Source organism: Enterobacter sp. UNJFSC 003 (assembly GCF_036903355.1).
Lineage (GTDB): Bacteria > Pseudomonadota > Gammaproteobacteria > Enterobacterales > Enterobacteriaceae > Enterobacter.
In genome coordinates, this window is sequence record NZ_JBAKHK010000001.1 from 1,009,345 (window position 1) to 1,034,189 (window position 24,845).

29 protein-coding genes are annotated in these 24,845 nt (G+C 54.0%); 14 read left to right on the top strand and 15 right to left on the bottom strand.

Annotated features, from left to right (window positions below):
- Window positions 1-83 precede the first annotated feature (83 nt).
- Window positions 84-308, bottom strand: coding sequence for a hypothetical protein (locus tag V5P19_RS04700; protein WP_334400582.1), 225 nt, complete (start codon window positions 306-308; stop codon window positions 84-86).
- A 127-nt stretch (window positions 309-435) separates the two neighbouring features.
- Entirely contained in the window at window positions 436-573 is a 138-nt protein-coding gene (locus V5P19_RS04705; RefSeq protein ID WP_334401150.1) for a hypothetical protein, read from the bottom strand.
- A 135-nt stretch (window positions 574-708) separates the two neighbouring features.
- On the opposite strand from V5P19_RS04705, the gene V5P19_RS04710 reads away from it, so the two are divergent.
- On the top strand, window positions 709-873 hold the full coding sequence (locus tag V5P19_RS04710; protein ID WP_334400583.1) for a YnfU family zinc-binding protein: 165 nt from the start codon (window positions 709-711) through the stop codon (window positions 871-873).
- Window positions 874-944: 71 nt separating this feature from the next.
- On the opposite strand, the gene V5P19_RS04715 is transcribed toward V5P19_RS04710, so the two are convergent.
- Window positions 945-1,163: a cold shock domain-containing protein gene (locus V5P19_RS04715; protein ID WP_334400585.1), complete on the bottom strand. Its 219-nt coding sequence runs from the start codon at window positions 1,161-1,163 to the stop codon at window positions 945-947.
- A 282-nt stretch (window positions 1,164-1,445) separates the two neighbouring features.
- Between V5P19_RS04715 and cspF the strand changes: the two genes are divergently transcribed.
- Both cspF and V5P19_RS04725 read left to right on the top strand, forming a co-directional pair.
- The gene (gene cspF, locus V5P19_RS04720) at window positions 1,446-1,658 is read left to right on the top strand and encodes a cold shock-like protein CspF (RefSeq protein WP_334400587.1); all 213 of its coding nucleotides are present in this window, start codon (window positions 1,446-1,448) and stop codon (window positions 1,656-1,658) included.
- A 161-nt stretch (window positions 1,659-1,819) separates the two neighbouring features.
- Window positions 1,820-2,086 carry a DUF333 domain-containing protein gene (locus V5P19_RS04725; RefSeq protein WP_334400589.1) on the top strand — a complete coding sequence of 89 codons (267 nt, stop codon included), beginning with the start codon at window positions 1,820-1,822 and terminating at the stop codon, window positions 2,084-2,086.
- Here V5P19_RS04725 and hslJ read toward each other — a convergent pair whose 3' ends face one another.
- From hslJ to V5P19_RS04745, 4 genes are all read right to left on the bottom strand, one after another.
- On the bottom strand, window positions 2,087-2,524 hold the full coding sequence (gene hslJ, locus V5P19_RS04730) for a heat shock protein HslJ (RefSeq protein WP_334400591.1): 438 nt from the start codon (window positions 2,522-2,524) through the stop codon (window positions 2,087-2,089). It lies immediately after the preceding gene.
- Between the two features lie 126 nt (window positions 2,525-2,650).
- Entirely contained in the window at window positions 2,651-2,779 is a 129-nt protein-coding gene (locus V5P19_RS04735) for a DUF2474 domain-containing protein (protein WP_334400593.1), read from the bottom strand.
- Entirely contained in the window at window positions 2,779-3,789 is a 1,011-nt protein-coding gene (gene cydB / locus V5P19_RS04740) for a cytochrome d ubiquinol oxidase subunit II (protein ID WP_334400595.1), read from the bottom strand. The genes V5P19_RS04735 and cydB overlap by 1 nt, the downstream gene beginning before the upstream one ends.
- Window positions 3,789-5,189: a cytochrome ubiquinol oxidase subunit I gene (locus V5P19_RS04745; protein ID WP_334400597.1), complete on the bottom strand. Its 1,401-nt coding sequence runs from the start codon at window positions 5,187-5,189 to the stop codon at window positions 3,789-3,791. The genes cydB and V5P19_RS04745 overlap by 1 nt, the downstream gene beginning before the upstream one ends.
- Before the next feature lie 392 nt (window positions 5,190-5,581).
- Here V5P19_RS04745 and V5P19_RS04750 point away from each other — a divergent pair, with 392 nt between their 5' ends.
- The 7 genes from V5P19_RS04750 to patD all read left to right on the top strand — a co-directional run bounded on the left by V5P19_RS04750 (window position 5,582) and on the right by patD (window position 12,900).
- Window positions 5,582-5,770: a cold-shock protein gene (locus tag V5P19_RS04750; RefSeq protein WP_334400599.1), complete on the top strand. Its 189-nt coding sequence runs from the start codon at window positions 5,582-5,584 to the stop codon at window positions 5,768-5,770.
- Window positions 5,771-5,852: 82 nt separating this feature from the next.
- Complete coding sequence (locus V5P19_RS04755; protein ID WP_334400601.1) at window positions 5,853-7,265, top strand: PLP-dependent aminotransferase family protein; 1,413 nt, start codon at window positions 5,853-5,855, stop codon at window positions 7,263-7,265.
- 267 nt (window positions 7,266-7,532) lie between these two features.
- The gene (gene ydcS / locus V5P19_RS04760; RefSeq protein ID WP_334400603.1) at window positions 7,533-8,678 is read left to right on the top strand and encodes a putative ABC transporter substrate-binding protein YdcS; all 1,146 of its coding nucleotides are present in this window, start codon (window positions 7,533-7,535) and stop codon (window positions 8,676-8,678) included.
- Window positions 8,679-8,695: 17 nt separating this feature from the next.
- Entirely contained in the window at window positions 8,696-9,709 is a 1,014-nt protein-coding gene (locus V5P19_RS04765) for an ABC transporter ATP-binding protein (RefSeq protein ID WP_334400605.1), read from the top strand.
- A gap of 7 nt (window positions 9,710-9,716) precedes the next feature.
- Window positions 9,717-10,655, top strand: coding sequence for an ABC transporter permease (locus V5P19_RS04770; RefSeq protein WP_334401152.1), 939 nt, complete (start codon window positions 9,717-9,719; stop codon window positions 10,653-10,655).
- Window positions 10,645-11,451 (top strand): ABC transporter permease, encoded by an 807-nt coding sequence (locus V5P19_RS04775; protein WP_334400607.1) that lies wholly within the window; start codon window positions 10,645-10,647, stop codon window positions 11,449-11,451. The genes V5P19_RS04770 and V5P19_RS04775 overlap by 11 nt, the downstream gene beginning before the upstream one ends.
- 24 nt (window positions 11,452-11,475) lie before the next feature.
- The gene (patD, locus tag V5P19_RS04780; RefSeq protein ID WP_334400608.1) at window positions 11,476-12,900 is read left to right on the top strand and encodes an aminobutyraldehyde dehydrogenase; all 1,425 of its coding nucleotides are present in this window, start codon (window positions 11,476-11,478) and stop codon (window positions 12,898-12,900) included.
- A gap of 40 nt (window positions 12,901-12,940) precedes the next feature.
- Here patD and V5P19_RS04785 read toward each other — a convergent pair whose 3' ends face one another.
- From V5P19_RS04785 to V5P19_RS04795, 3 genes are read right to left on the bottom strand one after another with little or no spacing between them, the layout of a single operon-like run.
- Window positions 12,941-13,123 (bottom strand): DUF1869 domain-containing protein, encoded by a 183-nt coding sequence (locus V5P19_RS04785; RefSeq protein WP_334401154.1) that lies wholly within the window; start codon window positions 13,121-13,123, stop codon window positions 12,941-12,943.
- A 4-nt stretch (window positions 13,124-13,127) separates the two neighbouring features.
- Window positions 13,128-13,481 (bottom strand): DUF1971 domain-containing protein, encoded by a 354-nt coding sequence (locus V5P19_RS04790; RefSeq protein ID WP_334400610.1) that lies wholly within the window; start codon window positions 13,479-13,481, stop codon window positions 13,128-13,130.
- Between the two features lie 27 nt (window positions 13,482-13,508).
- Window positions 13,509-13,835: a DUF1971 domain-containing protein gene (locus V5P19_RS04795; protein ID WP_334400612.1), complete on the bottom strand. Its 327-nt coding sequence runs from the start codon at window positions 13,833-13,835 to the stop codon at window positions 13,509-13,511.
- Window positions 13,836-14,078: 243 nt separating this feature from the next.
- Here V5P19_RS04795 and V5P19_RS04800 point away from each other — a divergent pair, with 243 nt between their 5' ends.
- Window positions 14,079-14,252: a GhoT/OrtT family toxin gene (locus tag V5P19_RS04800; protein WP_003856960.1), complete on the top strand. Its 174-nt coding sequence runs from the start codon at window positions 14,079-14,081 to the stop codon at window positions 14,250-14,252.
- 86 nt (window positions 14,253-14,338) lie between these two features.
- Window positions 14,339-15,097, top strand: coding sequence for an alpha/beta hydrolase (locus tag V5P19_RS04805; RefSeq protein ID WP_334400614.1), 759 nt, complete (start codon window positions 14,339-14,341; stop codon window positions 15,095-15,097).
- A 29-nt stretch (window positions 15,098-15,126) separates the two neighbouring features.
- On the opposite strand, the gene V5P19_RS04810 is transcribed toward V5P19_RS04805, so the two are convergent.
- The 3 genes from V5P19_RS04810 to V5P19_RS04820 are packed head-to-tail and all read right to left on the bottom strand — an operon-like array spanning window position 15,127 to window position 21,624.
- Window positions 15,127-17,301: a virulence factor SrfC family protein gene (locus V5P19_RS04810; RefSeq protein WP_334400616.1), complete on the bottom strand. Its 2,175-nt coding sequence runs from the start codon at window positions 17,299-17,301 to the stop codon at window positions 15,127-15,129.
- The gene (locus tag V5P19_RS04815; RefSeq protein WP_334400618.1) at window positions 17,298-20,279 is read right to left on the bottom strand and encodes a virulence factor SrfB; all 2,982 of its coding nucleotides are present in this window, start codon (window positions 20,277-20,279) and stop codon (window positions 17,298-17,300) included. Before V5P19_RS04815 ends, V5P19_RS04810 begins: the two co-directional genes overlap by 4 nt.
- Before the next feature lie 4 nt (window positions 20,280-20,283).
- Entirely contained in the window at window positions 20,284-21,624 is a 1,341-nt protein-coding gene (locus V5P19_RS04820; protein ID WP_334400621.1) for an SrfA family protein, read from the bottom strand.
- Between the two features lie 281 nt (window positions 21,625-21,905).
- Between V5P19_RS04820 and V5P19_RS04825 the strand changes: the two genes are divergently transcribed.
- Both V5P19_RS04825 and V5P19_RS04830 read left to right on the top strand, forming a co-directional pair.
- The gene (locus V5P19_RS04825) at window positions 21,906-23,504 is read left to right on the top strand and encodes an ABC transporter substrate-binding protein (protein WP_334400623.1); all 1,599 of its coding nucleotides are present in this window, start codon (window positions 21,906-21,908) and stop codon (window positions 23,502-23,504) included.
- Between the two features lie 53 nt (window positions 23,505-23,557).
- Window positions 23,558-23,791, top strand: a complete 234-nt coding sequence (locus V5P19_RS04830; protein WP_334400626.1) for a YdcY family protein — start codon at window positions 23,558-23,560, stop codon at window positions 23,789-23,791.
- On the opposite strand, the gene V5P19_RS04835 is transcribed toward V5P19_RS04830, so the two are convergent.
- Window positions 23,788-24,237, bottom strand: a complete 450-nt coding sequence (locus V5P19_RS04835) for a DMT family transporter (protein ID WP_334400628.1) — start codon at window positions 24,235-24,237, stop codon at window positions 23,788-23,790. The genes V5P19_RS04830 and V5P19_RS04835 overlap by 4 nt on opposite strands.
- Window positions 24,237-24,752: an N-acetyltransferase family protein gene (locus V5P19_RS04840; protein ID WP_334400630.1), complete on the bottom strand. Its 516-nt coding sequence runs from the start codon at window positions 24,750-24,752 to the stop codon at window positions 24,237-24,239. Before V5P19_RS04840 ends, V5P19_RS04835 begins: the two co-directional genes overlap by 1 nt.
- Between the last annotated feature and the right edge of the window lie 93 nt (window positions 24,753-24,845).

Consider the following 24,845-nt stretch of genomic DNA (forward strand, 5'->3'; position numbering starts at 1 on the left):
AAAATTCTGACGTAAAAAAGCCTGCTATAAGCAGGCAACTATTTTATTTATAATAATGTTAATTTTTTGTTTTTAAATATTGATTACATGTTTTTTGCCGCAACCAATATCTCTTGCGGCGTAAGTTCTTTGTCAGTGGCAACATAAACCACACCATGATCGCCGGTAAGCGAGGGAAAACCCGCGGACATGATGGGAAGATCTATTTCATCGCCATTAGGGTATGCTTGGCGTATAGAGGTAATACTTTTGAGCACGGTAATAACCCGGGACAGTTCACCATTGAAAAAAACAATTACCTTTTTCATATATCACCCAATTTATGTTTGTCATTTTTTTTGAAGCAAGTTTTCGTGTAATTAACGCGAGCAACACGCCATTCAACATGAATAAAATCAGACGTGTTGAGCTTGATTTTTATCTTTTCTGTAGTGACTATTCAGAATAGGTCATTGTTGATTTGCAGAAAATACACTTTGCACCAAATGGATTGTTCTCTGAAACGTCAAAGATTGAAATTCTGTACTGGGAACCATGACAACATGGACATCTAAAATGAATATGTGAAGTGATATAATTTACCTTTTTTTGTTTTCTGGCTATTTTCCGTACGGTGTTTTTACGCTTTTTTGCATGACAGGAAAATTAAAGCAAGCAATGATCTAGTGAAACGTGTATGGTGTCAGTTCTTAAAATTTGGAGATGCCTATGTCTGGACGCAAAAACTCACAATCTCGTCGCAATTATTTAGTTAAATGCCCATGCCCAAACTGCTCAAAAGACTCAGAGCATAGTTTCAGTCGTGTACAAAAAGGGGCTCAACTTGTTTGCCCGTACTGCAGTTCTTTATTCAAATCAACGCAGCAACACTAACTGTCTATTCTCTTTGCCAAATGATTCAGGTTCAAATCGCTTGAATCTTATCATTTGGCATTGATCGTGAACTATTTATCGCAGAGTACTACGCACGTAGCCGCAGGTCCTTTCTCGCCATTTCTAATGGCAAATTCCACTTTTTGACCTTCAAAAAGCGTTTCAAAGTTATCGCCCTGCAGCGCAGAAAAGTGAACAGAAACGTCTTTGCTTCCATCAAGAGGGGAAATAAAGCCGAAACCTTTATCTTCCTTGAACCATTTGACGAGCCCGAGAATTCTTGTAGACATGAAATTTCCTGTTGAGCAATTAAAGCTTTGTGCGTTGATATTAAACGTAGAATATTAAACGTATGGACTCAAAAGGAGGGATATCCGCGATAGCGCCTGGTTATGAGGACTGCCTGCTAAAATTTGTACGTTCGTTTTTGTATCGAACCAATAGGGTCATTAATGCACGTGTAGAATAAATAAGCAATTTTTATTTTGGCCGTCCAGAGGGCTGAGCTAAAATAAATAGCAAAAAATTCAGTTAAGTGTATAGTTCATGGATGTTTTCTAAAAGGATATTATTTGTCTCGTAAAATGACAGGCATCGTCAAATCGTTTGACACCCTCAGTGGTAAAGGCCTCATTACCCCCTCCGATGGTCGAAAAGACGTTCTTCTTCATGTTTCCGCCTTCAACACCTGTGAATCTGAATTGCTCCAACCCGGAATACGCGTAGAGTTCTGCCGTATCAATGGACTTAGCGGCCCAATGGCTGCCAATATTTACCTCTCCTGACATCACCGATTATCCTCCCCATTAATGTGTCGCGTGCCTTTCGGTAGAAAAAATTGCGAGAAATTGTTTCGAAAGCGCATAAATACGCACATCCGCTCTCGACGATGCGCCGCGTGATGCCTATTATGCATAGGTTTCGCTTTCATTGTGGGGGAGAGGTTATGCGTTCAGCGTTTTGGATAGGATGTGCCGCGTTATTGTTGTCGGCATGTAGCAGTGAACCTGTGCAGCAGGCAACGGCAGCACACGTGACGCCAGGCATGAAAGCCGCAATGTCCAGTTCAGGGCAAGCTAACTGTGCAATGATTGGGGGTTCGCTGTCCGTGGCGCGTCAACTTGATGGGTCTGCTATTGGCATGTGCGCGTTGCCAAATGGCAAACGCTGCAATGAGCAGTCGCTTGCCGTGGGATCCTGCGGGAACTACTGATTACTCGACGCGCTTAAACATCAGCGTTTTGTCCGCCGTTGCGAGCGTTAGCTGGTCTTCAGTCAGATCGACCTGTGCCCCTTTGCGCAGCATGTCGCCAATCGCCTGATCCAGTTCGTTAAGCTGTGGTTCGGTGCATAATTTTCGGGTCATGGCCAGCGTGTCGACTTTAAGCTCGCCTTCGGACAATTTACCCTGACCGTTGAAGCGGTTGCACATTACGCCTGTAACGGAAATGTTTTTGACCAGGCCAATACCTGGCTGCGCGCTAAAACCGATCTCTGGCTGAACCGCCGTGGACGTGATGGCCTTACCGTCAACATTCTCTAAAACAAAGCGGTGGTTTTGAAGCTGGTCAAGGTGAACCGACGCTTTACCGGGATTGACGCATCCCGTGAGAACCAGGCTGATAACACTTAACGCAACGAGCTTTTTCATTTTTCTTCTCTAACCATCAAATCCATGAGTCAATTCTAGTGTAACGATACGCCGCAGGGAGTTAATGGGGTTTATCCGAATGTGCGAGAAGAGACCGGGCGCGTTGTGCGCACCCGGCAGTACCGATTAATGGGATTTAAAACCGGCCGCGGTCATCAACATACGGAAGAACATACTCACACAGGCCAGTGCCAGTACGCTGCCTCCCCAGATAATGGCCAACCACAACAGGCGCTTCCAGACAGGTTGTTGCATCAGTGATAACCCTCCCCATGCTGTACTTTTCCGCGAAATACATAGTAACTCCAGAAGGTGTAGACCAGGATGACAGGAATGATCAACAGTGCACCCACCAGCATAAAGGCCTGGCTCTGAATAGGGGCGGCGGCCTGCCACAAGGTGATTGATGGTGGAATAATATGCGGCCAGATGCTGATCCCAAGCCCGCTAAAGCCGAGGAAAATTAGCCCTAACGTCAGGATAAAGGGCAGATTATGGCTTTGAGGTTGCGCCAGGCTGCGCCACTGCCACAGGCTAAAAATGATAACCAGAGCAGGGACCGGCAGCAGGTAAAACAGGTTCGGCAGCGTAAACCAGCGGGCGGCAATTGCCGGTTGCGCCAGCGGCGTCCAAATGCTGATTACCGCAATGAATGCCAGAAGCACAATTAAGAGCGTTTTAGAGAGCTCCCGCATCCGCTGTTGCAGTGCGTTTTCGCTTTTCAAGACCAGCCACGTGGCGCCTAACAACGCATAAGCCACAACCAGACCGACGCCGCAGAACACGTTAAAACCCGTCAACCAGTCAAATGGCCCACCGCTGTAGGTTCGTCCTGTAACGGCAAAACCATTAATCACCGCGCCCACCGTTACGCCCTGGGTGAACGTCGCCAGAATCGAACCGCCAATAAACGCCTTATCCCAGAAGGGACGGTGCGCAGGCGTCGCTTTAAAGCGAAACTCAAACGCCACACCCCGAAAAATAAGACCGATCAGCATTAAGGTCAGAGGGATGGTGAGGGCATCAATAATCACCGCATAGGCTAAGGGAAATGCGCCAAACAATGCTGCACCGCCCAGTACAAGCCAGGTTTCGTTCCCATCCCAGACAGGGGCAACGCTATTAACCATCACGTCGCGGTCATCGGCGTTTTGTACGGCCGGGAAAAGAATACCGATTCCCAGATCAAAGCCATCCATCACGATATACATCAGCGTGGCGAAGACGATAATCACAAACCAGCTAATGGAAAGATCGATACCCATTATGGTTGCTCCTTACTATCAGAAGTGACGGCAGACAGCGGGCGAGCCGGGCGTCCGTCGGATTCGGTGGCGAATGATTCATGTGGCTGAGGGCCTTTTTTGATCAGTCGCACCATATAGCTGTAGCCCACCCCAAAGACCGAGGTATAGACGACAAAGAAGGCGAGCAAGCTTACGCTCATGTGCAGGTCGCCATGTGCGGATACCGCATCCTTCGTTCTTTGAAGCCCATAAACGACCCACGGCTGGCGTCCCACTTCGGTTGTGACCCATCCGGCAAGGATTGCGATTAACCCTGACGGCCCCATCAGCAGCGCAAACCACAGGAAGGACCGTGAGGCGTAGAGCCGGTTTCTGTAGCGTAGCCAGAGGGCGATCCCTCCCAACAGCAGCATCAACATGCCTAAGCCCGCCATAATACGAAATGACCAGAAGACGATAGTGGCGTTAGGGCGATCTTCTTTGGCAAACTCCTTCAGCCCAGGAACCTGTTTTTCAAGGCTGTGCGTCAGGATCAGGCTGCCGAGCGCTGGGATCTCCAGACCATAGCGGGTGCGTTCCTGTTCCATATCCGGCCAGCCAAAAAGCAGGAGCGGGGTAGGTTCACCCGGCGGGTTTTCCCAGTGACCTTCAATGGCGGCAATTTTCGCGGGCTGGTGTTTTAAGGTGTTAAGCCCGTGCATATCACCCACCATAGCCTGAATGGGCGCCACAATTAGCGTCATCCACAATGCCATCGAGAACATGGCACGAATGGCAGGTGAATTGTTGCCGCGCAGCAGATGCCAGGCTGCGGATGCGGCAACGAAAAGCGCGCTGCTGAGAAATGCCGCGATTGACATATGCAGCAGGCGGTAAGGGAAGGAGGGGTTAAATACCACGGCAAACCAATCCACCGGCACAACCTGCCCGTTAACAATTTCATAGCCCTGCGGGGTCTGCATCCAGCTGTTTGAAGAGAGGATCCAGAAAGTAGAGATGATGGTTCCCAGTGCCACCATGCAGGTCGCAAAGAAGTGCAGCCCCGGCCCGACTTTATTCCAGCCAAACAGCATCACGCCGAGGAACCCGGCTTCGAGGAAGAACGCGGTCAGCACTTCATACGTCAGCAAGGGGCCAGTAATGCTGCCCGCGAACTGTGAAAATCCGCTCCAGTTCGTACCAAACTGATAGGCCATCACCAGCCCGGAAACCACGCCCATGCCAAAGTTAACGGCAAAGATCTTCGACCAGAAATGGTACAGCGAGCGCCAGACCGGATTTTTTGTTTTTAGCCACAACCCTTCAAGCACAGCAAGATAACTTGCCAGGCCGATGGTGATCGCCGGAAAAATAATGTGAAAGGATACGGTAAACGCAAACTGTATCCGAGCGAGATGAAAAGCATCTAAACCAAACATGCACAGCCTCAATGTCAAACGGTGTGCTGTTATGGTATAGGGCCGGTAAGACGACTATCAGAGGCAGAAAAGTGTTTTTTATGTATAACAGTTCTCTAAAAAAGCACGTTTACACCATCTGATATGATCAGGTTTTTGTGAATAAAAAATTTATTTTTATGATTTTTCCGCATTAAAGCGCTTGCCACATCGCAAGGAACGTGCGTTAATGCTCTTCTGGTTTTGAGTCCAAAAAAATATCTGACGTAGTTTTATAAAGCAGTTCTCATCACGTTGTGCCTCTCCGCAGCCTCTCTTGGGTCTTTATCTACTTTCCGATTAGTTTTGTTTCAAACCATTATTGCCGATCGGCCCATTAGTAATTTACGTTTTTACGTTTACAGGAGAATCCTATGACTTCTTATATCCATTTCCGCTGCCCTTGCTGTCATGGCTCGCAGTACCGTACTTCAGCCTTTGATGTGTCTGAGAAAAATCCGCTCGGCGCAAAATGCATCTTTTGCAAAGCGTCGATGATTACGCTCGACCACCTTGCGGCCGCGCATGCTGCTCAAAGTCATGTCACTGAGTACCGTAAGTAATTAACATCACGTACTATAACAGTTAGCAAAATCTTCACTTTTTCTCCTGCTGATATACACTGTCGGCAATACGGAGAATCTGATGAAAAAATACCAGCGTCTGGCGCAACAAATTATCTCGCAAATAGAGCTTGGCGTATGGCTGCCGGGCGATAAGCTCCCTTCTTTGCGAGAGCAGGTGACCAGCAGCGGCATGAGTTTTATGACCGTTGGTCACGCGTATCAGATGCTGGAAAGTCAGGGGCGCATTGTCGCCAGACCGCAGTCGGGCTATTACGTTGCCTCGCGTCCGACCGCACAACAGCCTTCTCCTCCTGCTCAGGTCATGCGTGACGAAGTGGTGGATATCAACACCTACATCTTCGACGTATTACAGGCCAGCCGCGACCCCTCCGTTGTGCCTTTCGCGTCAGCATTTCCCGATCCGCGCCTTTTCCCGCTTCAGCAGCTCAATCGTTCACTCGCTAACGTCAGCAAAACCGCCACGGCGATGAGCGTGATTGAAAACCTGCCGCCGGGGAATGTTGATTTACGCCACGCCATTGCCCGCCGCTATGCGCAACAGGGGATGAACATTTCGCCCGAAGAGATTGTCATTACCGCTGGCGCGCTCGAGGCGTTGAACCTGAGCCTGCAGGCGGTAACGGAGCCGGGCGACTGGGTGATCGTCGAGAACCCGTGTTTCTACGGCGCGCTGCAGGCGCTAGAACGCCTCAAGCTGAAAGCCTTGTCGATAGCGACCGACGTCCGGGAGGGCATCGATCTGAATGCCCTTGAGCAGGCGTTGAATGATTATCCGGTAAAAGCCTGCTGGCTGATGACCAACAGTCAAAACCCGCTTGGCTTTACGCTCAGCGCTGAGAAAAAGGCGCATCTGGTCGCGCTGCTGACGAAGCACAACGTCACCCTGATTGAGGACGATGTCTACAGCGAGCTCTACTTTGGCCGTGAAAAACCGCTTCCTGCTAAAGCCTGGGACACCACGGACATGACGCTCCACTGTTCGTCATTTTCCAAATGTCTGGTAGCCGGTTTTCGCATCGGCTGGGTGGCTGCGGGGAAGCATGCGCGACGCATTCAGCAGCTGCAGCTGATGAGTACGCTGTCGACCAGTTCTCCCATGCAGCTTGCGCTGGTGGATTATCTGGCGACCAAACGTTACGACGCGCACCTTCGCCGCCTGCGACGCACCCTGGCCGAGCGCAAACAGCTGGCCTGGCAGTCGCTGTTGCGTCATATGCCGGCTGGCGTCAAAATACATCATAACGAAAGCGGGTACTTTTTATGGTTAGAGCTGCCCTCAGGGTTGGACGCAGGGCTTCTAAGCGAACAGGCCTTAATCCACCACATCAGTATTGCGCCAGGAAAGATGTTTTCTACCTCTGACGCCTGGACGCCGTTCTTCCGTTTTAATACATCCTGGGGATGGGGAGAACGGGAAGAACAGGCCGTTATGCAGTTAGGGAAATTAATTAGCGGCATGCTGAAAGAATAATTCCCCTGCAATTAAATTATCATCTCTTATCTCTTTGATGGCGCGGCGGCTCTTTCGTCGTGTCGCATCATAGGAAATCTGCATACCGTCTCTCACGGCTAACTCCTTGTCTATAATCCAGTTAACGGGGAATGCGCCCTCGGTCACACCTTGATGAAATTTCCCTAAGCCGCGCGGTGCGGCGCATTTGCGCGGTCTACGTTTAATGAGGGAGATATTTTTACGGCACGGCTGCCGCTAAATTTCATTGCGACAGGAGTAAATCTTATGAGCATTAAATTTGCCCGCAGCAGCCTGTGCGCGCTCGGCATGACAATCGTGACCGCGCAAGCCGCAGAGCCACCCAAGGCTATCGGCGATGGGGAAGGACGCCTGGATATTATTGCCTGGCCGGGGTATATCGAACGCGGTCAGACCGATAAAAATTATGACTGGGTCACCCAGTTTGAAAAAGAGACCGGCTGCACGGTCAACGTCAAAACCGCAGCAACGTCGGATGAAATGGTCAGTCTGATGGCGAAAGGGGGCTATGACCTGGTGACGGCTTCGGGTGACGCGTCGCTGCGCCTGATTGCCGGTAAACGCGTTCAGCCGATTAACCCTGATGTGATCCCTAACTGGAAAACTATCGACCCGCGCATTGTGAAAGGCGCCTGGTTTAACGTGGGCGGAAAGGTTTACGGCACACCTTACCAGTGGGGGCCAAACCTGCTGATGTACAACACCAAAACGTTCCCAACGCCGCCAGATAGCTGGAGCGTTGTCTTCGTTAAACAGGATCTACCGGACGGTAAAACCAATCAGGGCCGGGTGCAGGCCTACGATGGCCCGATCTATATTGCCGATGCGGCACTGTTCGTTAAGGCCACTCAGCCGCAGTTAGGCATTACCGACCCGTACCAGTTGAACGAACAACAGTACGCGGCGACCTTGAAGGTCCTGCGCGATCAGCATGCTCTGATCCACCGCTACTGGCATGACACCACCGTCCAGATGAGCGATTTCAAAAATGAAGGTGTCGTTGCCTCCAGCGCTTGGCCCTATCAGGCTAACGCCCTGAAGGCCGAAAATCAGCCTATCGCTACCGTATTCCCGAAAGAAGGGGTAACCGGCTGGGCAGATACCACCATGCTCCATGCAGAAGCTAAACACCCTATGTGCGCCTACAAATGGATGAACTGGTCACTCACGCCGAAATTACAGGGCGATCTGGCGGCATGGTTTGGCTCACTGCCGGTGGTGGCTGACGGGTGTAAAGCCAGTACGTTGCTGGGCGATAAAGGCTGCGAAACCAACGGGTACAACTCTTTCGACAAAATCATGTTCTGGAAAACGCCCGTCGCGGATGGCGGCAAGTATGTGTCTTACAGCCGCTGGACGCAGGATTACATCGCCATCATGGGCGGCCGTTAATCGCCCGGGAGCTGAACATGACGTACGCGGTAGAGTTTAACGACGTTTCCCGTCTGTACGGAGACGTGCGGGCGGTCGATGGCGTCACCATCGCTATTCGTGATGGAGAATTTTTCTCCATGCTGGGGCCTTCGGGCTCCGGCAAAACCACCTGTCTGCGTCTGATTGCCGGGTTCGAGCAGCTATCAGGCGGAGCGATTAAAATTTTTGGCAAAGAGGCGAGCGAATTGCCTCCCTGGGAACGGGATGTGAACACTGTGTTCCAGGATTACGCCCTGTTCCCGCATATGTCGATTCTCGATAACGTGGCTTATGGCCTGATGGTCAAAGGTGTCGACAAGAAAAAACGCCATGCGCAAGCGCGCGAGGCGCTGGATAGAGTCGGACTCAGCTTTGCTATTGCCCGCAAGCCTTCTCAGCTGTCTGGCGGACAGCGTCAGCGTGTCGCCATCGCGCGGGCGCTGGTCAATGAGCCTCGCGTGCTGTTGCTCGATGAGCCCTTAGGCGCGCTCGACCTGAAGCTGCGGGAGCAGATGCAGTTCGAGCTGAAGAAACTTCAGCAAGAATTGGGCATCACCTTCATTTTTGTCACCCACGATCAGGGTGAGGCGCTGTCAATGTCTGACCGGGTGGCGGTATTCAACAACGGACGCATTGAACAGGTGGATAGCCCGCGCGAGCTTTACATGCGCCCGCGTACGCCGTTTGTGGCCAGCTTCGTTGGGACTTCCAACGTCTTTGACGCCTGCCTTGCGAAAAAAATGTGCGGCATGGCGGGCATGTATTCGCTACGTCCGGAACATATTCGCCTCAATGAGAGCGGAGAGATCCAGGTGCAGGGTGTTGTGCAGGCCGTGCAATATCAGGGCGCAGCGACGCGCCTGGAGTTAACGCTGACCGATGGGGAAAAACTGCTTGTCAGCCGGGCCAACCTCAGCGAGGCAACGATGCTGACAGGCGTTGAACCGGGGCAGCAGGTGCTGGCGTCATGGTCGCGAGAGGCGATGGTGCTGCTCCATGAGGAGAGGTGAAATGGATATGCGTGTTTCACCGCCCTCAGGGGCGCGAAGCTCGTTAAGCCGCATGACCGCGCTATTCTGGCGTAAACCGTCGCTTGGGTTGTTCCTGCTCCTGCTGGCACCCCTGATGTGGTTTGGCATCGTCTATTTAGGATCGCTTCTGACCCTGCTGTGGCAGGGGTTCTACACCTTCGATGACTTCACCATGTCCGTCACGCCGGATCTGACCTTTGCAAACATCCAGGCACTTTTTAACCCGGCTAACTATGACATCATCATACGGACGCTGGGGATGGCGATTGCGGTCACGATCGCCAGCGCCATCCTGGCCTTTCCGATGGCCTGGTATATGGCGCGCTACACCACGGGCAAGTGGAAGGCCTTTTTTTATATCGCCGTTATGCTGCCGATGTGGGCGAGCTACATCGTGAAAGCTTACGCGTGGACGCTACTGCTGGCAAAAGACGGCGTGGCGCAGTGGTTTCTTGGCTATCTGGGGCTGGAGCCGCTCCTGACCTCACTTCTGACGTTGCCAGCAGTGGGGGGAAATACGCTCTCGACGTCCGGGCTGGGGCGTTTTCTGGTGTTTGTCTATATCTGGCTACCGTTTATGATCCTGCCCGTGCAGGCTGCGCTGGAACGTTTGCCGGCCTCTTTACTGCAGGCATCTGCCGATCTTGGCGCTCGTCCGCGGCAAACCTTCCGTTATGTCGTCCTGCCGCTGGCGATCCCGGGCATTGCCGCGGGATCCATTTTCACCTTCTCGCTGACGCTGGGGGACTTTATCGTGCCGCAGCTGGTGGGGCCACCGGGCTATTTCATCGGTAACATGGTTTACTCTCAGCAGGGGGCTATCGGCAACATGCCAATGGCTGCCGCGTTCACGCTGGTGCCCATTATTCTTATCTCTCTTTATCTGGCGTTCGTGAAGCGTCTGGGAGCATTCGATGCACTCTGAGCGCGCACCGCTGTTCCTGAAAGTAGCCGCGTGGGGAGGCGTTATCTTTCTGCACTTCCCGCTGCTGATTATTGCGATCTATGCATTTAATACCGAAGACGCCGCCTTCAGCTTCCCGCCGCAGGGGCTGACGCTGAAATGGTTTAGCGTGGCTGCAGGGCGCGGAGACATTCTTGAATCAGTGACGTTGTCACTTCAAATCGCAGCCCTCTCAACCGCCATTGCGCTGGTGCTTGGCACGCTTGCTGCAGCGGCACTGTGGCGAAGCGCGTTTTTCGGCAAAAACGCGATCTCGTTGTTGCTGCTTCTACCGATCGCGCTGCCGGGGATTATCACCGGGCTGGCGCTGCTGAGTGCTTTCAAAGCCATCAACCTTGAGCCGGGATTTTTCACTATTGTCGTCGGCCATGCCACCTTCTGCGTGGTGGTGGTATTCAATAACGTGATAGCCCGCTTCAGGCGCACCTCCTGGAGCCTGGTGGAAGCTTCCATGGATTTAGGGGCCGATGGCTGGCAAACCTTCCGCTATGTTGTGCTACCCAATCTGGGTTCAGCGCTGCTGGCCGGAGGCATGCTGGCGTTTGCCCTGTCGTTTGACGAAATCATCGTCACGACATTTACCGCGGGACATGAACGCACATTACCGCTGTGGTTGTTAAACCAGCTCGGGCGTCCGCGCGACGTGCCGGTGACCAACGTCGTTGCGCTGTTGGTGATGCTGGTGACAACGATCCCCATTCTGGGAGCCTGGTGGCTAACCCGCGACGGTGAAAACATAGCCGGTAGCGGGAAATAACGTCGACTTCAACAGGACAAGACTATGCAAAAACAACTGCTGATAAATGGTGAACTGATTACCGGCGAAGGAGAGAAACAGCCGGTATACAACCCTGCCACCGGAGAAGTGCTGCTGGAGATTGCTGAAGCGTCTGCGGCTCAGGTCGATGCGGCGGTAATGGCTGCCGATCGTGCGTTCGTCGAGTGGGGGCAAACCACGCCAAAAGCGCGTTCTGAATGTTTGCTGAAACTCGCTGATGTTATCGAGGCGCACGGCGAGGAGCTTGCCGGTCTGGAATCACTCAACTGCGGCAAGCCGCTGCACTGCGCGCTGGGCGATGAAATTCCCGCCGTAGTCGACGTTTTTCGCTTCTTTGCCGGCGCTGCCCGCACGCTGAATGGGCTGGCCGCCGGGGAGTACCTGGAGGGGCACACGTCGATGATTCGCCGCGATCCGGTCGGCGTAGTGGCGTCTATTGCGCCGTGGAACTATCCGCTGATGATGGCGGCCTGGAAGCTGGCACCCGCTCTGGCGGCAGGGAACTGCGTGGTGATAAAACCGTCAGAGATTACCCCGCTGACGGCGTTAAAGCTTGCTGAGCTGGCGAAAGATATCTTCCCGGCTGGCGTGCTAAACGTGTTATTTGGGCGCGGTAAAACGGTGGGCGATCCGCTGACCGGCCACGAAAAAGTCCGTATGGTTTCCCTGACCGGTTCGATTGCCACCGGGGAGCACATCATTGGGCATACGGCGTCATCCATAAAACGCACCCATATGGAGCTGGGCGGCAAAGCGCCGGTCATTGTGTTTGATGATGCGGATCTCGATGCCGTTGTGGAAGGCGTGCGAACGTTTGGTTTTTACAATGCCGGACAGGACTGTACCGCAGCCTGTCGTATCTATGCCCAGAAGGGCATTTATGCCGAACTGGTTGAAAAACTGGGCGCAGCAGTAGCGAGCCTGAAGATGGGGGCGCCGGAAGACGGAACGACCGAGCTGGGGCCGCTCAGCTCCGCCGCGCATCTTTCCCGCGTCTGCCAGGCTGTCGATGAGGCTAAAGCGTTAAGCCATATCAGCGTGGTTACGGGCGGTAGCAAGAAAGAGGGGGCGGGCTATTACTTCCAGCCAACCCTGCTGGCAGGGGCAAAGCAGGAAGATGCGATTGTTCAGCGAGAAGTGTTTGGCCCTGTCGTCAGCGTGACCGAGTTCGACGACGACGCGCAGGTGCTGGGATGGGCTAACGATTCGCAATACGGCCTGGCGTCATCGGTCTGGACAAAAGACGTGGGCCGCGCCCATCGTATGAGCGCTCGCCTGCAGTATGGCTGCACCTGGGTGAACACACACTTTATGCTGGTTAGCGAAATGCCCCACGGGGGGATGAAGCTTTCGGGCTACGGGAAAGATATGTCGGTGTATGGTCTTGAGGACTATACGGTTGTGCGACATGTCATGATAAAATACTAAGCATCCCTGTCCGGCAGCGCGCGCTGCCGGACGGTCATGACTACCAGCCACACACGTCGTGTTCATTTTCCGTATCGTATGCGCGTACGGTATTGATCAGGTCTTTCACCACATCAGCAGCGACATCTGGAATTAACAGCTCCATTGGGGCGTCTGTTTCATAATCCACCGAGACACCGTTGCTATTATTGGTGACGGTCACGGTGTAGGTTGCTTTGCTCATCATCTTATTCCTTATAGGTATTAACCACTTTACCTATCCCCGCACCGGTGAGCGTAACGTCCGGATCGGCGAAAAAGTCGATATTGAAATACGTATCGTCGGTCAACAGCTCAATGCGGTGCCATTTCTGTGGTGGGGAAATACCGAAAGAACCCGCTTCTATAACCAGCTCAAGATCCGGCTTGGTGGCCTCTGCGTCGGCAAAGCCAAGGTAACGCACGGCGCCCTGCATTACGGACAGGCGGCCGTAGACGCCGGCTTTGGTATTGTGATGAGTAAAGAGAGCCTGCGGGGCGGTTTCTTTATTCCAGAAGGGAGTGGCGCGGGAATGAACATAATTCTCAGGAATACGTAGCATGGTGGTTTCCTTCATAATCTCAGGCCGTTAAAGAGACTTCAGCACGTCCGGTTCGACAAAGAAATCGATGTTAAACAGGGTGTCATCGGTCATGACTTCAATGTGGTGCCATCTTTCCGGCGGGAAAACACTGAAGTGACCCGCCTTAATAATCAGTTCGCTGTCTGGCTCAGTGGTAAATTCATCCGCGTAGTCCAGGTATCGGACTGCGCCGCGGGCGACCGAAAGACGGGGGTAAACGCCCGGACGGGTCCCTTTATCAAGATGACGCTGAAAAATTCCGGCGGGTGCCGTCTCTTTGTTCCAGAAAGGGGTGGAGCGGGTATGAATACAATTTTGCGGAATACGTAACATGTTTCCTCCCGTGAATATCTGTATACAGTAGACTCCTTTCGGCGGGTAAGAATTTATCAAAAAGTGCATTTTAAATGTATGTTATCACTAAAGGGTAGTGTACGTTCTGCGAGGTTGTTACACGCGGTACTCAATTGTTATTATCCTTAATATTTAAGTGGTTATGGTGTAACGAAAAAACTTGATCTGTATCAACATATGACGCATATTGCGTGCGGTTATTTTTTGGCTCTGGTAAAGAGAATGACGTTGTATCAAAAGATGTTGGTTTTTTACGCAATCATGGCGTCCATCTGCGCACTCATCACCTGGTTTTTGTCGAAAGATCGCAAACGGATTCGTCTGTTAAGTGCATTTCTGGTGGGGTCTACCTGGCCAATGAGTTTTCCTGTCGCACTCCTGATCTCGCTTTTCTGAAGCACGCTTCCATTTCTAAACGATGAAGATAGCATTCCAGATACGGTAACTGTATAAATATACAGTTCGTCGTAAAAGGAGTGCTTATGAACAGTTTTTACTCACAGCAGGCTGGTTGCAACGTGCGCTGGCAAGATCTGCCTGGTTCTGGTGAACCCGTTGTTTTCATTCATGGTCTTGGCTGTGCCTCATCCTACGAATATCCCCGTATTGTCTGTGATGCCCATTTTGGCGCGCGCAGAGCCATTCTTATCGATCTGCCCGGCAGCGGTTACAGCGACAAACCTGCGCACTTTAGCTATCGCACCCACGATCAGGCACGCGTTGTGGCTGAGGTCTTGAATCATCTCAATCTCGATGCGTTCTGGCTCTACGGTCACAGCATGGGGGGCAGCATCGCCATTGAAACGGCGGTATTGATGGGGCAGCGTGTGAAGGGGCTTATGGTGTCGGAACCGAATTTTCACGCCGGCGGCGGGATGTTCAGCCGAACCATCGCGGCACAAACGGAGCAACAGTTTCTGAAGCAAGGGTATGATGACATGCTCAGCACAGAAACCTCGGCATGGACGGGGAGCCTGCAAAGCAGTGCCTCTTATGCCGTATGGCGCGGAGCATCGAGCCTGGTGGCTGGGGTTGAGCCTGACTGGGAAACGCAGTTCCTGTCGCTCGAATGTCCCGTGACGCTGATTTTTGGCGCGATGTCGCTGCCAGATGCGGATGTTGATCGGCTTAAGGCAAAAGGTGTTCCAGTGAAAATCATCCCCGATGCTGGGCATTCCATGTCGTGGGAAAACCCTTCCGCGCTGGCGTCGTCGTTAGCAGAGTGTATGAGTAAGCAATAACAGCCCGCAGAGCTGCGGGCTGGGGCAGGTTAGCGCAGCAACGTCTGCAAGGCGCGGCGTGCGGCGGGCTGAACATCATGAGGATGATTGTAATCAATGTTCTCTATTGCCCGGCTATAAAGCGCAACCAGCCAGTCGTACACATACGCGGTTGCGGCGTGCACGGGTTGCTCTCCCAGGCGCGTCAGGCGCGGTGTTGCACTGCTGACCACTGGCGTGACAAAGATAGCGTGGCCTTTGCGAATGCGGCTTGCAGGACGCTCTGCAACCGGCGTTTTATCATAACCCAGCCAGCCCACGAAATTACCCATGACAGCGTGCAGTTGGGCTGCGCTGCTTTTATCGGCTTCCACAATGCGCTGAAGCTGCTGGGGCAGGTCTAGCCGATAGCTGGTTAACACCAGTACGTCCGCAATCTGCTGCAAAATCGCAGGGTCCAGCCCCAGACGGGCAGCTGTCGCATCGTTGCGGCTCCACTGGCGCAGATGGTTGATCCACACCTTATGCGCCAGGCGAGCTTTGTCTTTAGTCTGGAAGGGGCGGGTACTTTCCTGCGCGCGATCGTCAAAGAGATCGATGGTGTCGGTAAACAGGCCATTAACCTGCTCCTCGCGCGGCTGCTGGACCGCCAAAAGCGCTTCAAAGGCGTTGAGCGGTGGTAAAAGCCCTTCGAGGAGTTCGCCGTGTCGCGCCGCGCTGGTTTGCAGCGTCCGCACCAGGCTTTCCGCCTGAGAACGTCTTGCGCCAGGCTCTTGTGTCAGCGGCTCCAGATAGCTGCGCATCATAGCCGATAGCTCCTGCGCCAGCATCGATTTCAGGGTGTGTAGACGCTTCAGGCGCTGCGCGGGGAGCGTGGCCTGGGATAACCACTCAATAACGCGCTGCATGCTGTGGTTGTCCAGCGCCTGCAGCGTGCCCCAGCGCAATCCCGGTTTGCCCAGCAAATGCTGTACGGATTCATCGAGATTTTGTCGGGTTGTAAAGCGGGCATCCTGAGGCGTGATTGCCCATACCAGGCCCGGCAGGGCTGATTCCTCAGCGGGTTGCGTCTCTTTAACCCAGTTCATCAGGACTTTTGCCGTGCTTGCCGTGTGTTCGTACTGCGCGGTCGCATTACAGATCACCAGCACGTCAGGCTGCAGCTGTTGGCGATAATGTTCAAGTAACCACTGGCATTTTGCCTGACGGAGCGGATCGGCGCTGTTGTCTGGAAAAACAGGGATATCAATAATATCAACGTTATCCAGCGCGCTGTTCTCGACAGGCAACACCAGCTCACGCGTCAGAAACGCAAGGATATCGACCGGGACGCTAATGGCGTTAAGCATCTCGTCGTTACTCAGCGGATGGAGCAGCGTCTCCTGCGCTTCCGGCGAGGTGAGTGCGCCGTGGGTAAGGAATCCTTCACCCGGCAGGCCAAAATTATCCACTAACAGGCTAAGCGGGGCGGCAAGCTCTCTGGCGTGGCTGGTTTGGTGGAGCACGTGCGCCAGATCTAACCACTGCTGGGTCAGCTCCCGTTGCTCGCCCCACAGCAGAGACCACACGCTGGCGCGGGTGCTGAGATCCAGCGACGGCACCAGCAGTGCAAACTGATGCCACAGCGCATCATCAATGTGCTGCTTAGCGCCGGGTATCGTGTTCTGCCAGAAGCGGGCAATGGTACCTACCTCCTGAGCCGTAATACCGGGCACGCCCTGCGGCTGACGCAGGCCGCGCCACTTATCAAGACGCGCCTCGATGACGGCTTTATCCACCGGACGGAACTGCGGATGCAGGGTTGTACGCGCAATAAACAGCTGTACCAGTTCGGCCTCGGTGACCAGGCTCAGGCGCAGCGGGAATGCCTCATCAATGACGGCAACGTTTTCACGGGTGAACCGAAGCGCCATGTAGGTTAAGGCATGCCCCGGGTTGATATGCGAAAAATAGTCAAACGTGCGCTGGCCAGGGGTGATGTTCAGACGGCCGTTTCCACTGCCGCACAAGGATAACAGCAGGTGCGCTTTGGCTCCCTGCGAATGGCCGTACAGCCCAATGCTGCCGGGACGTGTCAGCGCACGTTCAACGGCCTGTTCCCGCGCCTGTACTGTGTTGATGCGCGAAAGCAGCGCGTCGGCGTCGTTATCCAGCAGGGGAGCATGCAGGCGCGTCTCGTTAATCCACCCGGCTAAGGCCTGAGTAGTGGTAATCGTCGCAGTCATGTCAGGTATACGCTCCCGCTGTCGATCCAATAATGGCTACCGCTATGACGGCGATCGGCCAGGGTATTCAGTTTGAAGGTTAAGGCATCGGCTGGAACCGGCGTTCCGTCCTGTAGCCAGGCATCGCTCAGCTCGAAGGCTTCCGGGCCTTCAATCTTGCTGCCTCCACGCAGCCTCAGGCGCACGTTCAGCACGCCGTCGCCCGCAATCGCTTTTGCCAGTTCGGCTGAGTTGATGCTCAGGGTATACAGCGGTGTCGCTGGCCAGCGCGCGTTCGCCAACTGGCGGAAGCCGAGCGTCACGTTGCCGCGCAGCGGGAAATGCAGCCGGGCATCCAGTTTCGCGCCAGGTTTATCGAGGTCGATCTCCTGATACCAGACATTTTCCTCGCGCAGCGTGTTGACGGTGTTATCCAGCACGCCGAGATAGCGCACGGTGGAGTATGCGCCAATATCGGCGGCCTTAAAGTTGAAGCGTGGGAGACGCAGATCGAGTGCCAGGCTGCACAGCATCGCCCCCACGGCAGCGGTGGATTTCGGGTTGCCGATGCGTCCCTGCTGGCTGAACGGATACCACTCATGCACCTGGTATTTATCCAGCCAGACGATGCGGTTGACCGGCACCGGCTGCAGGTGACGGATTAAAGCCTGGACGCCCGGCAGGCAGCCCGGACGGCCGGTAATCAGCAGAATATCGCAGCTATAATGGGAGATAGCCTCACACACCGCATGCAGCGGAGAGGCTAGCGTGAACTGACCGGCCAGCATGGCATCCTGCATTTCGCGGAAATTAACGTGCAGCGGCACGGCAAACACATCGAAGGCATCGGAGCCGGCAGGCAGCGCGTGGTCGATTGCCTGCTGAAGATAGTTCATGACGTTGCGGGTCGGTTTTTGCGACAGCAATTCCCCAAAGGTGGCATGCAAGCCGGCCACCGGGTCGTCAATGTCGCTGGCTTCCCACGCGGCCAGAATGGCATGACCGATCGGCATAAACAGCTGAAGCGCCGTTTGCTGACGAAGTACCGCCTGGGTATCAACACGCCCGGAATCGCCGAACAGTGATGCCATCAGCAAAGAGGCATCCGCTATGCCGGATTTTTGCAGCTGCGTTTGCAGGGCTGGCAGGACGTAGCGCTGGATGACGTCCAGGAGTGTGTCGTCACCGGCCACCTTAAAGCCTTCGCGGAACAGCAGCTGCGGGGTGATTTTGACGTTGTTACCCGAGCCATCATCGAGCTGATAGTGGGTAATCGCCATGTCCGTCGTTCCCCCTCCAATATCGATGGACGCTACGCGCAGTGCACGTCCGGGGCTAGCTCCGGGTTCAGGTTCACGATCCGGACGGGCGAGCGAGGCGAAGAAAGCCTCCGTCTGGCCGCCAAAATGGGAGATGGCTTCGTTGTACAGCCACACCAGTTGACCGCAGCTGGCTTCATCCCACTCCATCTGGATTTCAGGGACCGGGACCACGCTCTTTTCCTGCTGCTTGCGGCTGGCAAAATCGTCATCCTGCGGGTGCCATCCCATCGCTTTCCAGACGATAGCGATCGCTTCAAACATGCGGCGACGGAAGATCTCGCGCTCTTGCTTGGGCATGGCCGATGGCAGGGTGAGGATCAGCGTGCGAAGCTGACGCGGAGAGGCCGGGAAACCCAGGCGCAATCGAGTGGCGACGCTATTAATCTGCCCCAACGCCTGCGCAAGCAGTTCACACAGCATGTGGGTCATCAGGGTGCTACGGCTGTACTGCGGCGAGAACACCGGCAGACGTTCATCCTGCGGCAGCGTGAAGAGCGGTTCGCCGTCGTCGTTCATCAGGTTCATCAGCGGGAACGCGGTGGCCAGCGGCTCGCGCTGGGTTTTGCTGTTCATCTGGCTAAAACGCCAGTCCTGCACGACCGGGGTCTCATCCCACAGGTAGCGACGAGGGCTGGAGATGCCGCTGTTGCCTTCGGTTCCCAGTCGCTGCATCGCCAGTTTACGCGCTTCATCGCCCACGCGGACGATAGAGGGCCAGACAAACGCATCTTCACGTCCGCTTTCAACGGAGAAGTGCTGTTTGCCAAAACGCGCCTCTGAAAACTCCAGACGGCTGGTGAACAAGGGCTCGTTCAGAAACTGGGGTTCACTTAACGATCGCACCTGCAGCTCGGCAGTCTGGCGCAGGCCATCGTTCGCATCACCGTGATCTTCAATAATGACGCCGCAGGTGTGGGTATTTCCCACATCCAGGATCAGGTCGACCGGAATGGCTGGCGTGCTGAGCGTGTGGGTAACAAACTTCACTTCGGGCACGGTGAGCTGTTCACCGAGCATGGTCAGGAGGTTGAGCCAATGCGCCTGGTACTCAAAGCCGCGCATCGCCTGGTAAAGTTCACGTTCAGAACGTTTTTCAACGCCGTCTGCGTATTGGGTAAAGGCTTCGCGCAGCCAGCCGTCAATCCAGGTCTGGTCGAGGAAGCTTTCAACGTCGTTATCGTGCCAGGCCAGCGCGAAGCGGGTACCGTTCAGAATATCGTTTTCGACCGGCGACAGCGCGGAAGTGGCATGCTCTGCAATCTGGCTGTCGAGAGCGAGGGTAACGCGGTGCGTATTGCCTGCAGTGTCCGGCACGTCCAGCTTACGCACCTGAACGCGCGCCCAGTTATCCGGGCCGTCAACAAAGGTACGTGGCGGATTAAAACGTAAGAACGGAAGGGGAAGCCAGACGCCGTCCAGCACCGCCAGCGACTGATGCAGCGGAATGGTTGTTTCAGGCTTCACCACTTCTGGCTGTCCGCCATCGGTCACCGGCAGTGTATAACGGTTATTGACCAGATCGAAATCGAGGCGCAAAAGCGGGCCGTTCGCCGTTTTACGGACGAAGCGCCCGTGGCTAGCGGTGTCCTGCGGAGTCAGGCCAAAATCGAGGAATTGCACGCCGCTGTTGGCAATAAGCGTGACGCTCTGTTTATAGTCGCAAAGATTTACCAGCATAGGGTCAGGCACCTGCTTTCTTAAACGTCAATGGAACGACGGTGTTTGCATCATAACGAGCGCGACACTCTGCCACGTCGCTGGTGCCTGCTTTACAGGCCACTTCCGGCATTGGGTAGCGGGACCCGTCCGTACAGCGAGCGTTACCGCGACTCTTAATCATCAGCTCGCCGTTGCTGTGCAGCCCGGAGAACACCTCAACGCGGCAGACAACGTTGTCGCCATGAACGACGCGGGCAAAACCTTTGTTGCTCTGGATTTGGTAACGCAGTGACGGCGGCTTGCCGGTCACCGGATCTTTCACATCCAGAATTGCGCGCCAGGTGCCATTAAGGAAGCGCGTCGAACCCGCTTTGACCTGGTTTGCCTCCATCACCATCGCATCTTTAGGGATAGCAGCAATCACCACCGGAGCCGGTTCTGGCTCAGGCACCGGGTCTTTCGCTTTGCGCTCCAGGACTTCTGCCTGATGCAGAGGTAACGTTATTGCCAGTGGCTCAACCGCTTTGATCGGCGCTGGCGCAATCACGACGGGCGCTGGCGCAGGGGGCGGTGCAGGCTCAGCGGACGGAGCCTGTTTTGACCACAGCATCGGGCCTGCAATCGCGACGACGAGGGTGGCAGCCACGGGCAGAGCCCACAGAGGGACGCGACGTTTTTTAGGCGCAATCGTCGGTGCAGGTTCTTCAGCCGGAGGCGCCACAAGCGGTGAGGGCTGGGCTTCATAAAGATCTTCCTGCGTGATGCGGACTACCGTTGCTGGCGCGATCAGCGGCTCATCGGCCTGCTCAAAGGTCATGACCGGCGCGGGTTCAGGCTCGGGCTCAGGATCTTCAATCACAACGGGCGCAGGTTCGGGGATCAGCGATTCGCGCAAACAGTCGAGTACGTCATCGCGTGCATTTTCGTTGAGATTAACAAAGCCCCAAAAGCAAATAACCGGTTTGCCGTCGACCAGAAACAGGAAGTTTTCACCAGGAAACTGGAACGCTTTGGACAGCAACGAACCGAAAAGTTGTTGTGCCGTTTTCGGTGACTGGAGGCACTTTTTACTCAGCGAGTCGACGCTGGCAAGGGTGTTCTCCAGGTAGCGCAGGGCGCGGTAACGGTCGTCTTCATCGGCCGCTTTCCAGCTGCTGACGGAACCCTCTACAGGGGAGTACCAGTCAACGCGGTCGCCGCCATCGTTAACCTGCGGAATGGCCAGACAATCGACAATAGCCTGCTGTTTGCGTAACCGAAGCGCTTCACGGATTTGCAATGCTGATTCGAAAACGGCTTGTCCGCCGCCGCCAACGGCCTGAAAATCATCCAGATTACCGCTGCGTAAAAGAGTTTTTGCCACGATTTGATCCCATATACTTCTTCACACCGTTACTTTAACGAAATAGGGCGTCAAGCAAACGGAGGAAGAGACGCTAAAAGGGCTGATTTCTTGCAGCATAGAAAGTGACGGTTGTGCTTGACGAACAACGGCACTTAAGGCAAATCAACGTTTAATGCAGAGTGTAAAACCAGCGAAAAACGCGACTTTAGAATAACCTGATAGTGTTTCGTTATTTGCCAGGTGATAGCGCCTATGCTGTTATTACTGTCCTATATAATAAAACCGAAAGGGTTATAACCATGTCCACAGGGAAAACGCTGATCGCCCTCGCGCTGAGCACGCTTTTACCGGCAAGTGCCGCATGGGCGGCAAACCATGACACCATTATTTACTGCTCTGAAGCCTCGCCAGAGTCGTTTAACCCGCAGATTGCTAGCTCCGGCCCATCCTTTGTGGCCAGCTCTCAGGTGCTCTATAACCGTCTGATCAATTTTGACCCGGTAAAAAATACCCCGGTACCGTCGCTGGCAGAGTCCTGGACCATTTCGCCGGACGGTAAGACGTATACCTTCGCGCTGCGTAAAGGGGTGAAGTTCAACAGCAATAAATTCTTCAAGCCGACCCGTGACTTTAACGCCGATGACGTTATTTTCTCCGTCATGCGTCAGAAAGACCCTGAGCACCCGTATCACACTGTCTCACAGGGTAATTACGAGTACTTTAATGACGTAGGCCTGGATAAGCTGATTCAGGACGTCAAAAAGGTCGATGATTATCACGTTCAGTTCACCCTGAGTGAGCCAAACGCAGCGTTCCTGGCCGACTGGGGGATGGATTTTGCCTCTATCCTGTCAGCCGAATATGCTGATGCAATGCTGAAAAAGGGCACGCCAGAAAACGTCGACACCTGGCCTATCGGCACCGGCCCTTATGTGCTTCAGCAGTACAAAGTGGACTCGCTGATTCGGTATGTTGCTAACCCGAACTACTGGGATGGCGCGGTTCCGACCAAACACCTGATCTTCTCCATTACCCCTAACGTGGAGACTCGCCTGGCGAAGCTGCAAACCAACGAGTGCCAGATTATTCCTGCGCCTTCACCGGTTCAGTTTGAGGTGATTAAAAAGAATAAAGACCTCACGCTGCATTCCGTGGATGCGCTGAACGTGGGCTATCTGGCGTTCAACACCGAGAAAAAACCGTTTGATAACGTGCTGGTGCGTCAGGCGCTCAACTATGCGACCGATAAGAATGCCATCGTGAACGCGGTATTTATGGGCTCCGGCACGGTGGCTAAATCGCCTATCCCGCCAAACATGTTGGGCTTTAACAAAGACCTGAAGGACTACCGCTACGATCCTGAAAAAGCGAAGGCTTTGCTGAAACAGGCCGGGCTGGAAAAGGGCGCAGAAGTGACGCTGTGGTCTATGCCCGTCCAGCGACCGTATAACCCGAACTCACGTCGCATCGCAGAGATGATTCAGGCCGACTGGGCGAAAGTGGGCGTGAAGGCGAAAATTGTCTCTTACGAATGGGGTGAATATCTCTCAGGCATGCGCAAAGGTGAACATGACTCCGCGCTGTTCGGCTGGATGTCTGACAACGGCGACCCGGATAACTTTGCTGATGTGCTGCTGGGATGTAACAGCATCAAGACCGGATCAAACGCCGCGCGCTGGTGCGATAAGGGGTATGATTCCCTGGTTCAGAAAGCCAAACTGACCAGCAACCCGGCTGAACGTGCGAAGCTTTATGGCCAGGCACAGGAAATTTTCTACCAGCAAGCGCCGTGGATCGCGCTGGCAAACGGGAAAACTTTCTATGCCACCCGCAGCAATATTACGGGTTACAGCGTGAGTCTAATGGGCAGCGATTTCTCAAAAGCGAAGCTGAACTAACTGCCTCATCGCCCGGTAAGCAGGCGCTGCCGGGCGTTTTATAAGGAGTGACAATGTCACATCTAGATGACGTGATTAATCGTGTGAATGCCGTTCTTGAAGAGGGAACGATAACCCATATGAATGAACTGCTGATTGAACTCAGCGATGATGCCGAGCTGAGTCGCGACGAACGTTATGCTCAGCAGCAGCGCATTCGTACTGCTATTGCCCATCACGGCAAGCAGTACAAAGAGGAGATGGATGCAAGAAATGAACATCTGACGAAGGGCGGGACAATCCTTTAAAACTGCCGTCTCGCCACGAGCCATGCACCTACCACCAGCATCACTGCGCCGCAAACCGGGCCGACCAGCGCGCGCAGTGGAATGCCATTGCTTTTCAGTACGTCCATTATCAGGCCGCCAATTAGCTGGCTGGCGACCAGCACGGCGATCGTCGTCGCCGCGCCGACGTTCTGATACCCGCTGATGCTGGCAAAAACAAAAAATGACCCTAACAGCCCTGGGATAATCGTCCACCAGCGCACCGTCGATGCCAGTTCGCTAAAGCCAGCAACGCCCTGCTTGAGCAGCAGCATGCTGACAAACAGCACAATACCCACCAGCGAATTCAACAGCATCGCAATAAGAATGGTTGAGGAGGACTGCGTAATGCGCACCATTAAGGTATTTTGCACCACCAGACCCACCCCCGCGGCCACCAGAAAAGCCAGCGTCAGTGATTGATTCATTAAAAGGCATCCGGATCGCTGCGCTCATCGAGCTGCAGCTGCATAAAGGTTAAATCCAGCCAGCGGCCAAACTTGGTGCCTACCTGCGGCATGTGCCCTGTGGTCACAAAACCGAGGGTCTCATGAAGATGAACAGAAGCATGATTTTGTGACTCAATGCCGGCCACCATCACATGTTTACCGATTTCACGGGCTTCAATAATCAATGCCTTCATTAAGGTACGACCGATTCCTTTGCCCTGATGCGCCGGGTGGACATAGACAGAGTGCTCAACCGTATGCCGAAAACCGTCGAACGCACGCCAGTCGCCGAAAGAGGCGTATCCGGTTACCGTGCCATCATGTTCACTTACCAGCACCGGGTAGCCCACAAGTGTCCGGGCTTCAAACCAGGCAATACGGTTTTCGGTATCGACGGTTTTATCATTCCAGATGGCAGCGGTATGCAATACCGCATGGTTATAAATCTCACCAATGGCGGCGCAGTCTTCTTTACAGGCATGACGAACGTTCATGGTTGAACCTCTAAACGGGCTGTTTACTATAGTGTTACAAGGTGTCCATGATATTACACAATTGCCCTGATAAACCGCTACGGCATAAACCAT

Bases quoted from the DNA above. Each gene is read 5' to 3' on its own strand.
- hslJ (WP_334400591.1), bottom strand. From the start codon at position 2,524: ATGAAAAAGCTCGTTGCGTTAAGTGTTATCAGCCTGGTTCTCACGGGA.
- V5P19_RS04795 (WP_334400612.1), bottom strand. From the start codon at position 13,835: ATGTTACGTATTCCGCAAAATTGTATTCATACCCGCTCCACCCCTTTC.
- V5P19_RS04745 (WP_334400597.1), bottom strand. From the start codon at position 5,189: ATGTTTGGTTTAGATGCTTTTCATCTCGCTCGGATACAGTTTGCGTTT.
- ydcS (WP_334400603.1), top strand. From the start codon at position 7,533: ATGAGCATTAAATTTGCCCGCAGCAGCCTGTGCGCGCTCGGCATGACA.
- V5P19_RS04790 (WP_334400610.1), bottom strand. From the start codon at position 13,481: ATGCTACGTATTCCTGAGAATTATGTTCATTCCCGCGCCACTCCCTTC.
- cydB (WP_334400595.1), bottom strand. From the start codon at position 3,789: ATGGGTATCGATCTTTCCATTAGCTGGTTTGTGATTATCGTCTTCGCC.
- V5P19_RS04710 (WP_334400583.1), top strand. From the start codon at position 709: ATGTCTGGACGCAAAAACTCACAATCTCGTCGCAATTATTTAGTTAAA.
- V5P19_RS04750 (WP_334400599.1), top strand. From the start codon at position 5,582: ATGACTTCTTATATCCATTTCCGCTGCCCTTGCTGTCATGGCTCGCAG.
- V5P19_RS04810 (WP_334400616.1), bottom strand. From the start codon at position 17,301: ATGACTGCGACGATTACCACTACTCAGGCCTTAGCCGGGTGGATTAAC.
- V5P19_RS04735 (WP_334400593.1), bottom strand. From the start codon at position 2,779: ATGCAACAACCTGTCTGGAAGCGCCTGTTGTGGTTGGCCATTATCTGG.
- V5P19_RS04830 (WP_334400626.1), top strand. From the start codon at position 23,558: ATGTCACATCTAGATGACGTGATTAATCGTGTGAATGCCGTTCTTGAA.
- patD (WP_334400608.1), top strand. From the start codon at position 11,476: ATGCAAAAACAACTGCTGATAAATGGTGAACTGATTACCGGCGAAGGA.
- V5P19_RS04785 (WP_334401154.1), bottom strand. From the start codon at position 13,123: ATGAGCAAAGCAACCTACACCGTGACCGTCACCAATAATAGCAACGGT.
- V5P19_RS04805 (WP_334400614.1), top strand. From the start codon at position 14,339: ATGAACAGTTTTTACTCACAGCAGGCTGGTTGCAACGTGCGCTGGCAA.
- V5P19_RS04700 (WP_334400582.1), bottom strand. From the start codon at position 308: ATGAAAAAGGTAATTGTTTTTTTCAATGGTGAACTGTCCCGGGTTATT.
- V5P19_RS04800 (WP_003856960.1), top strand. From the start codon at position 14,079: ATGACGTTGTATCAAAAGATGTTGGTTTTTTACGCAATCATGGCGTCC.
- V5P19_RS04765 (WP_334400605.1), top strand. From the start codon at position 8,696: ATGACGTACGCGGTAGAGTTTAACGACGTTTCCCGTCTGTACGGAGAC.
- V5P19_RS04815 (WP_334400618.1), bottom strand. From the start codon at position 20,279: ATGCTGGTAAATCTTTGCGACTATAAACAGAGCGTCACGCTTATTGCC.
- V5P19_RS04835 (WP_334400628.1), bottom strand. From the start codon at position 24,237: ATGAATCAATCACTGACGCTGGCTTTTCTGGTGGCCGCGGGGGTGGGT.
- V5P19_RS04725 (WP_334400589.1), top strand. From the start codon at position 1,820: ATGCGTTCAGCGTTTTGGATAGGATGTGCCGCGTTATTGTTGTCGGCA.
- V5P19_RS04840 (WP_334400630.1), bottom strand. From the start codon at position 24,752: ATGAACGTTCGTCATGCCTGTAAAGAAGACTGCGCCGCCATTGGTGAG.
- V5P19_RS04715 (WP_334400585.1), bottom strand. From the start codon at position 1,163: ATGTCTACAAGAATTCTCGGGCTCGTCAAATGGTTCAAGGAAGATAAA.
- V5P19_RS04825 (WP_334400623.1), top strand. From the start codon at position 21,906: ATGTCCACAGGGAAAACGCTGATCGCCCTCGCGCTGAGCACGCTTTTA.
- V5P19_RS04770 (WP_334401152.1), top strand. From the start codon at position 9,717: ATGCGTGTTTCACCGCCCTCAGGGGCGCGAAGCTCGTTAAGCCGCATG.
- V5P19_RS04755 (WP_334400601.1), top strand. From the start codon at position 5,853: ATGAAAAAATACCAGCGTCTGGCGCAACAAATTATCTCGCAAATAGAG.
- V5P19_RS04775 (WP_334400607.1), top strand. From the start codon at position 10,645: ATGCACTCTGAGCGCGCACCGCTGTTCCTGAAAGTAGCCGCGTGGGGA.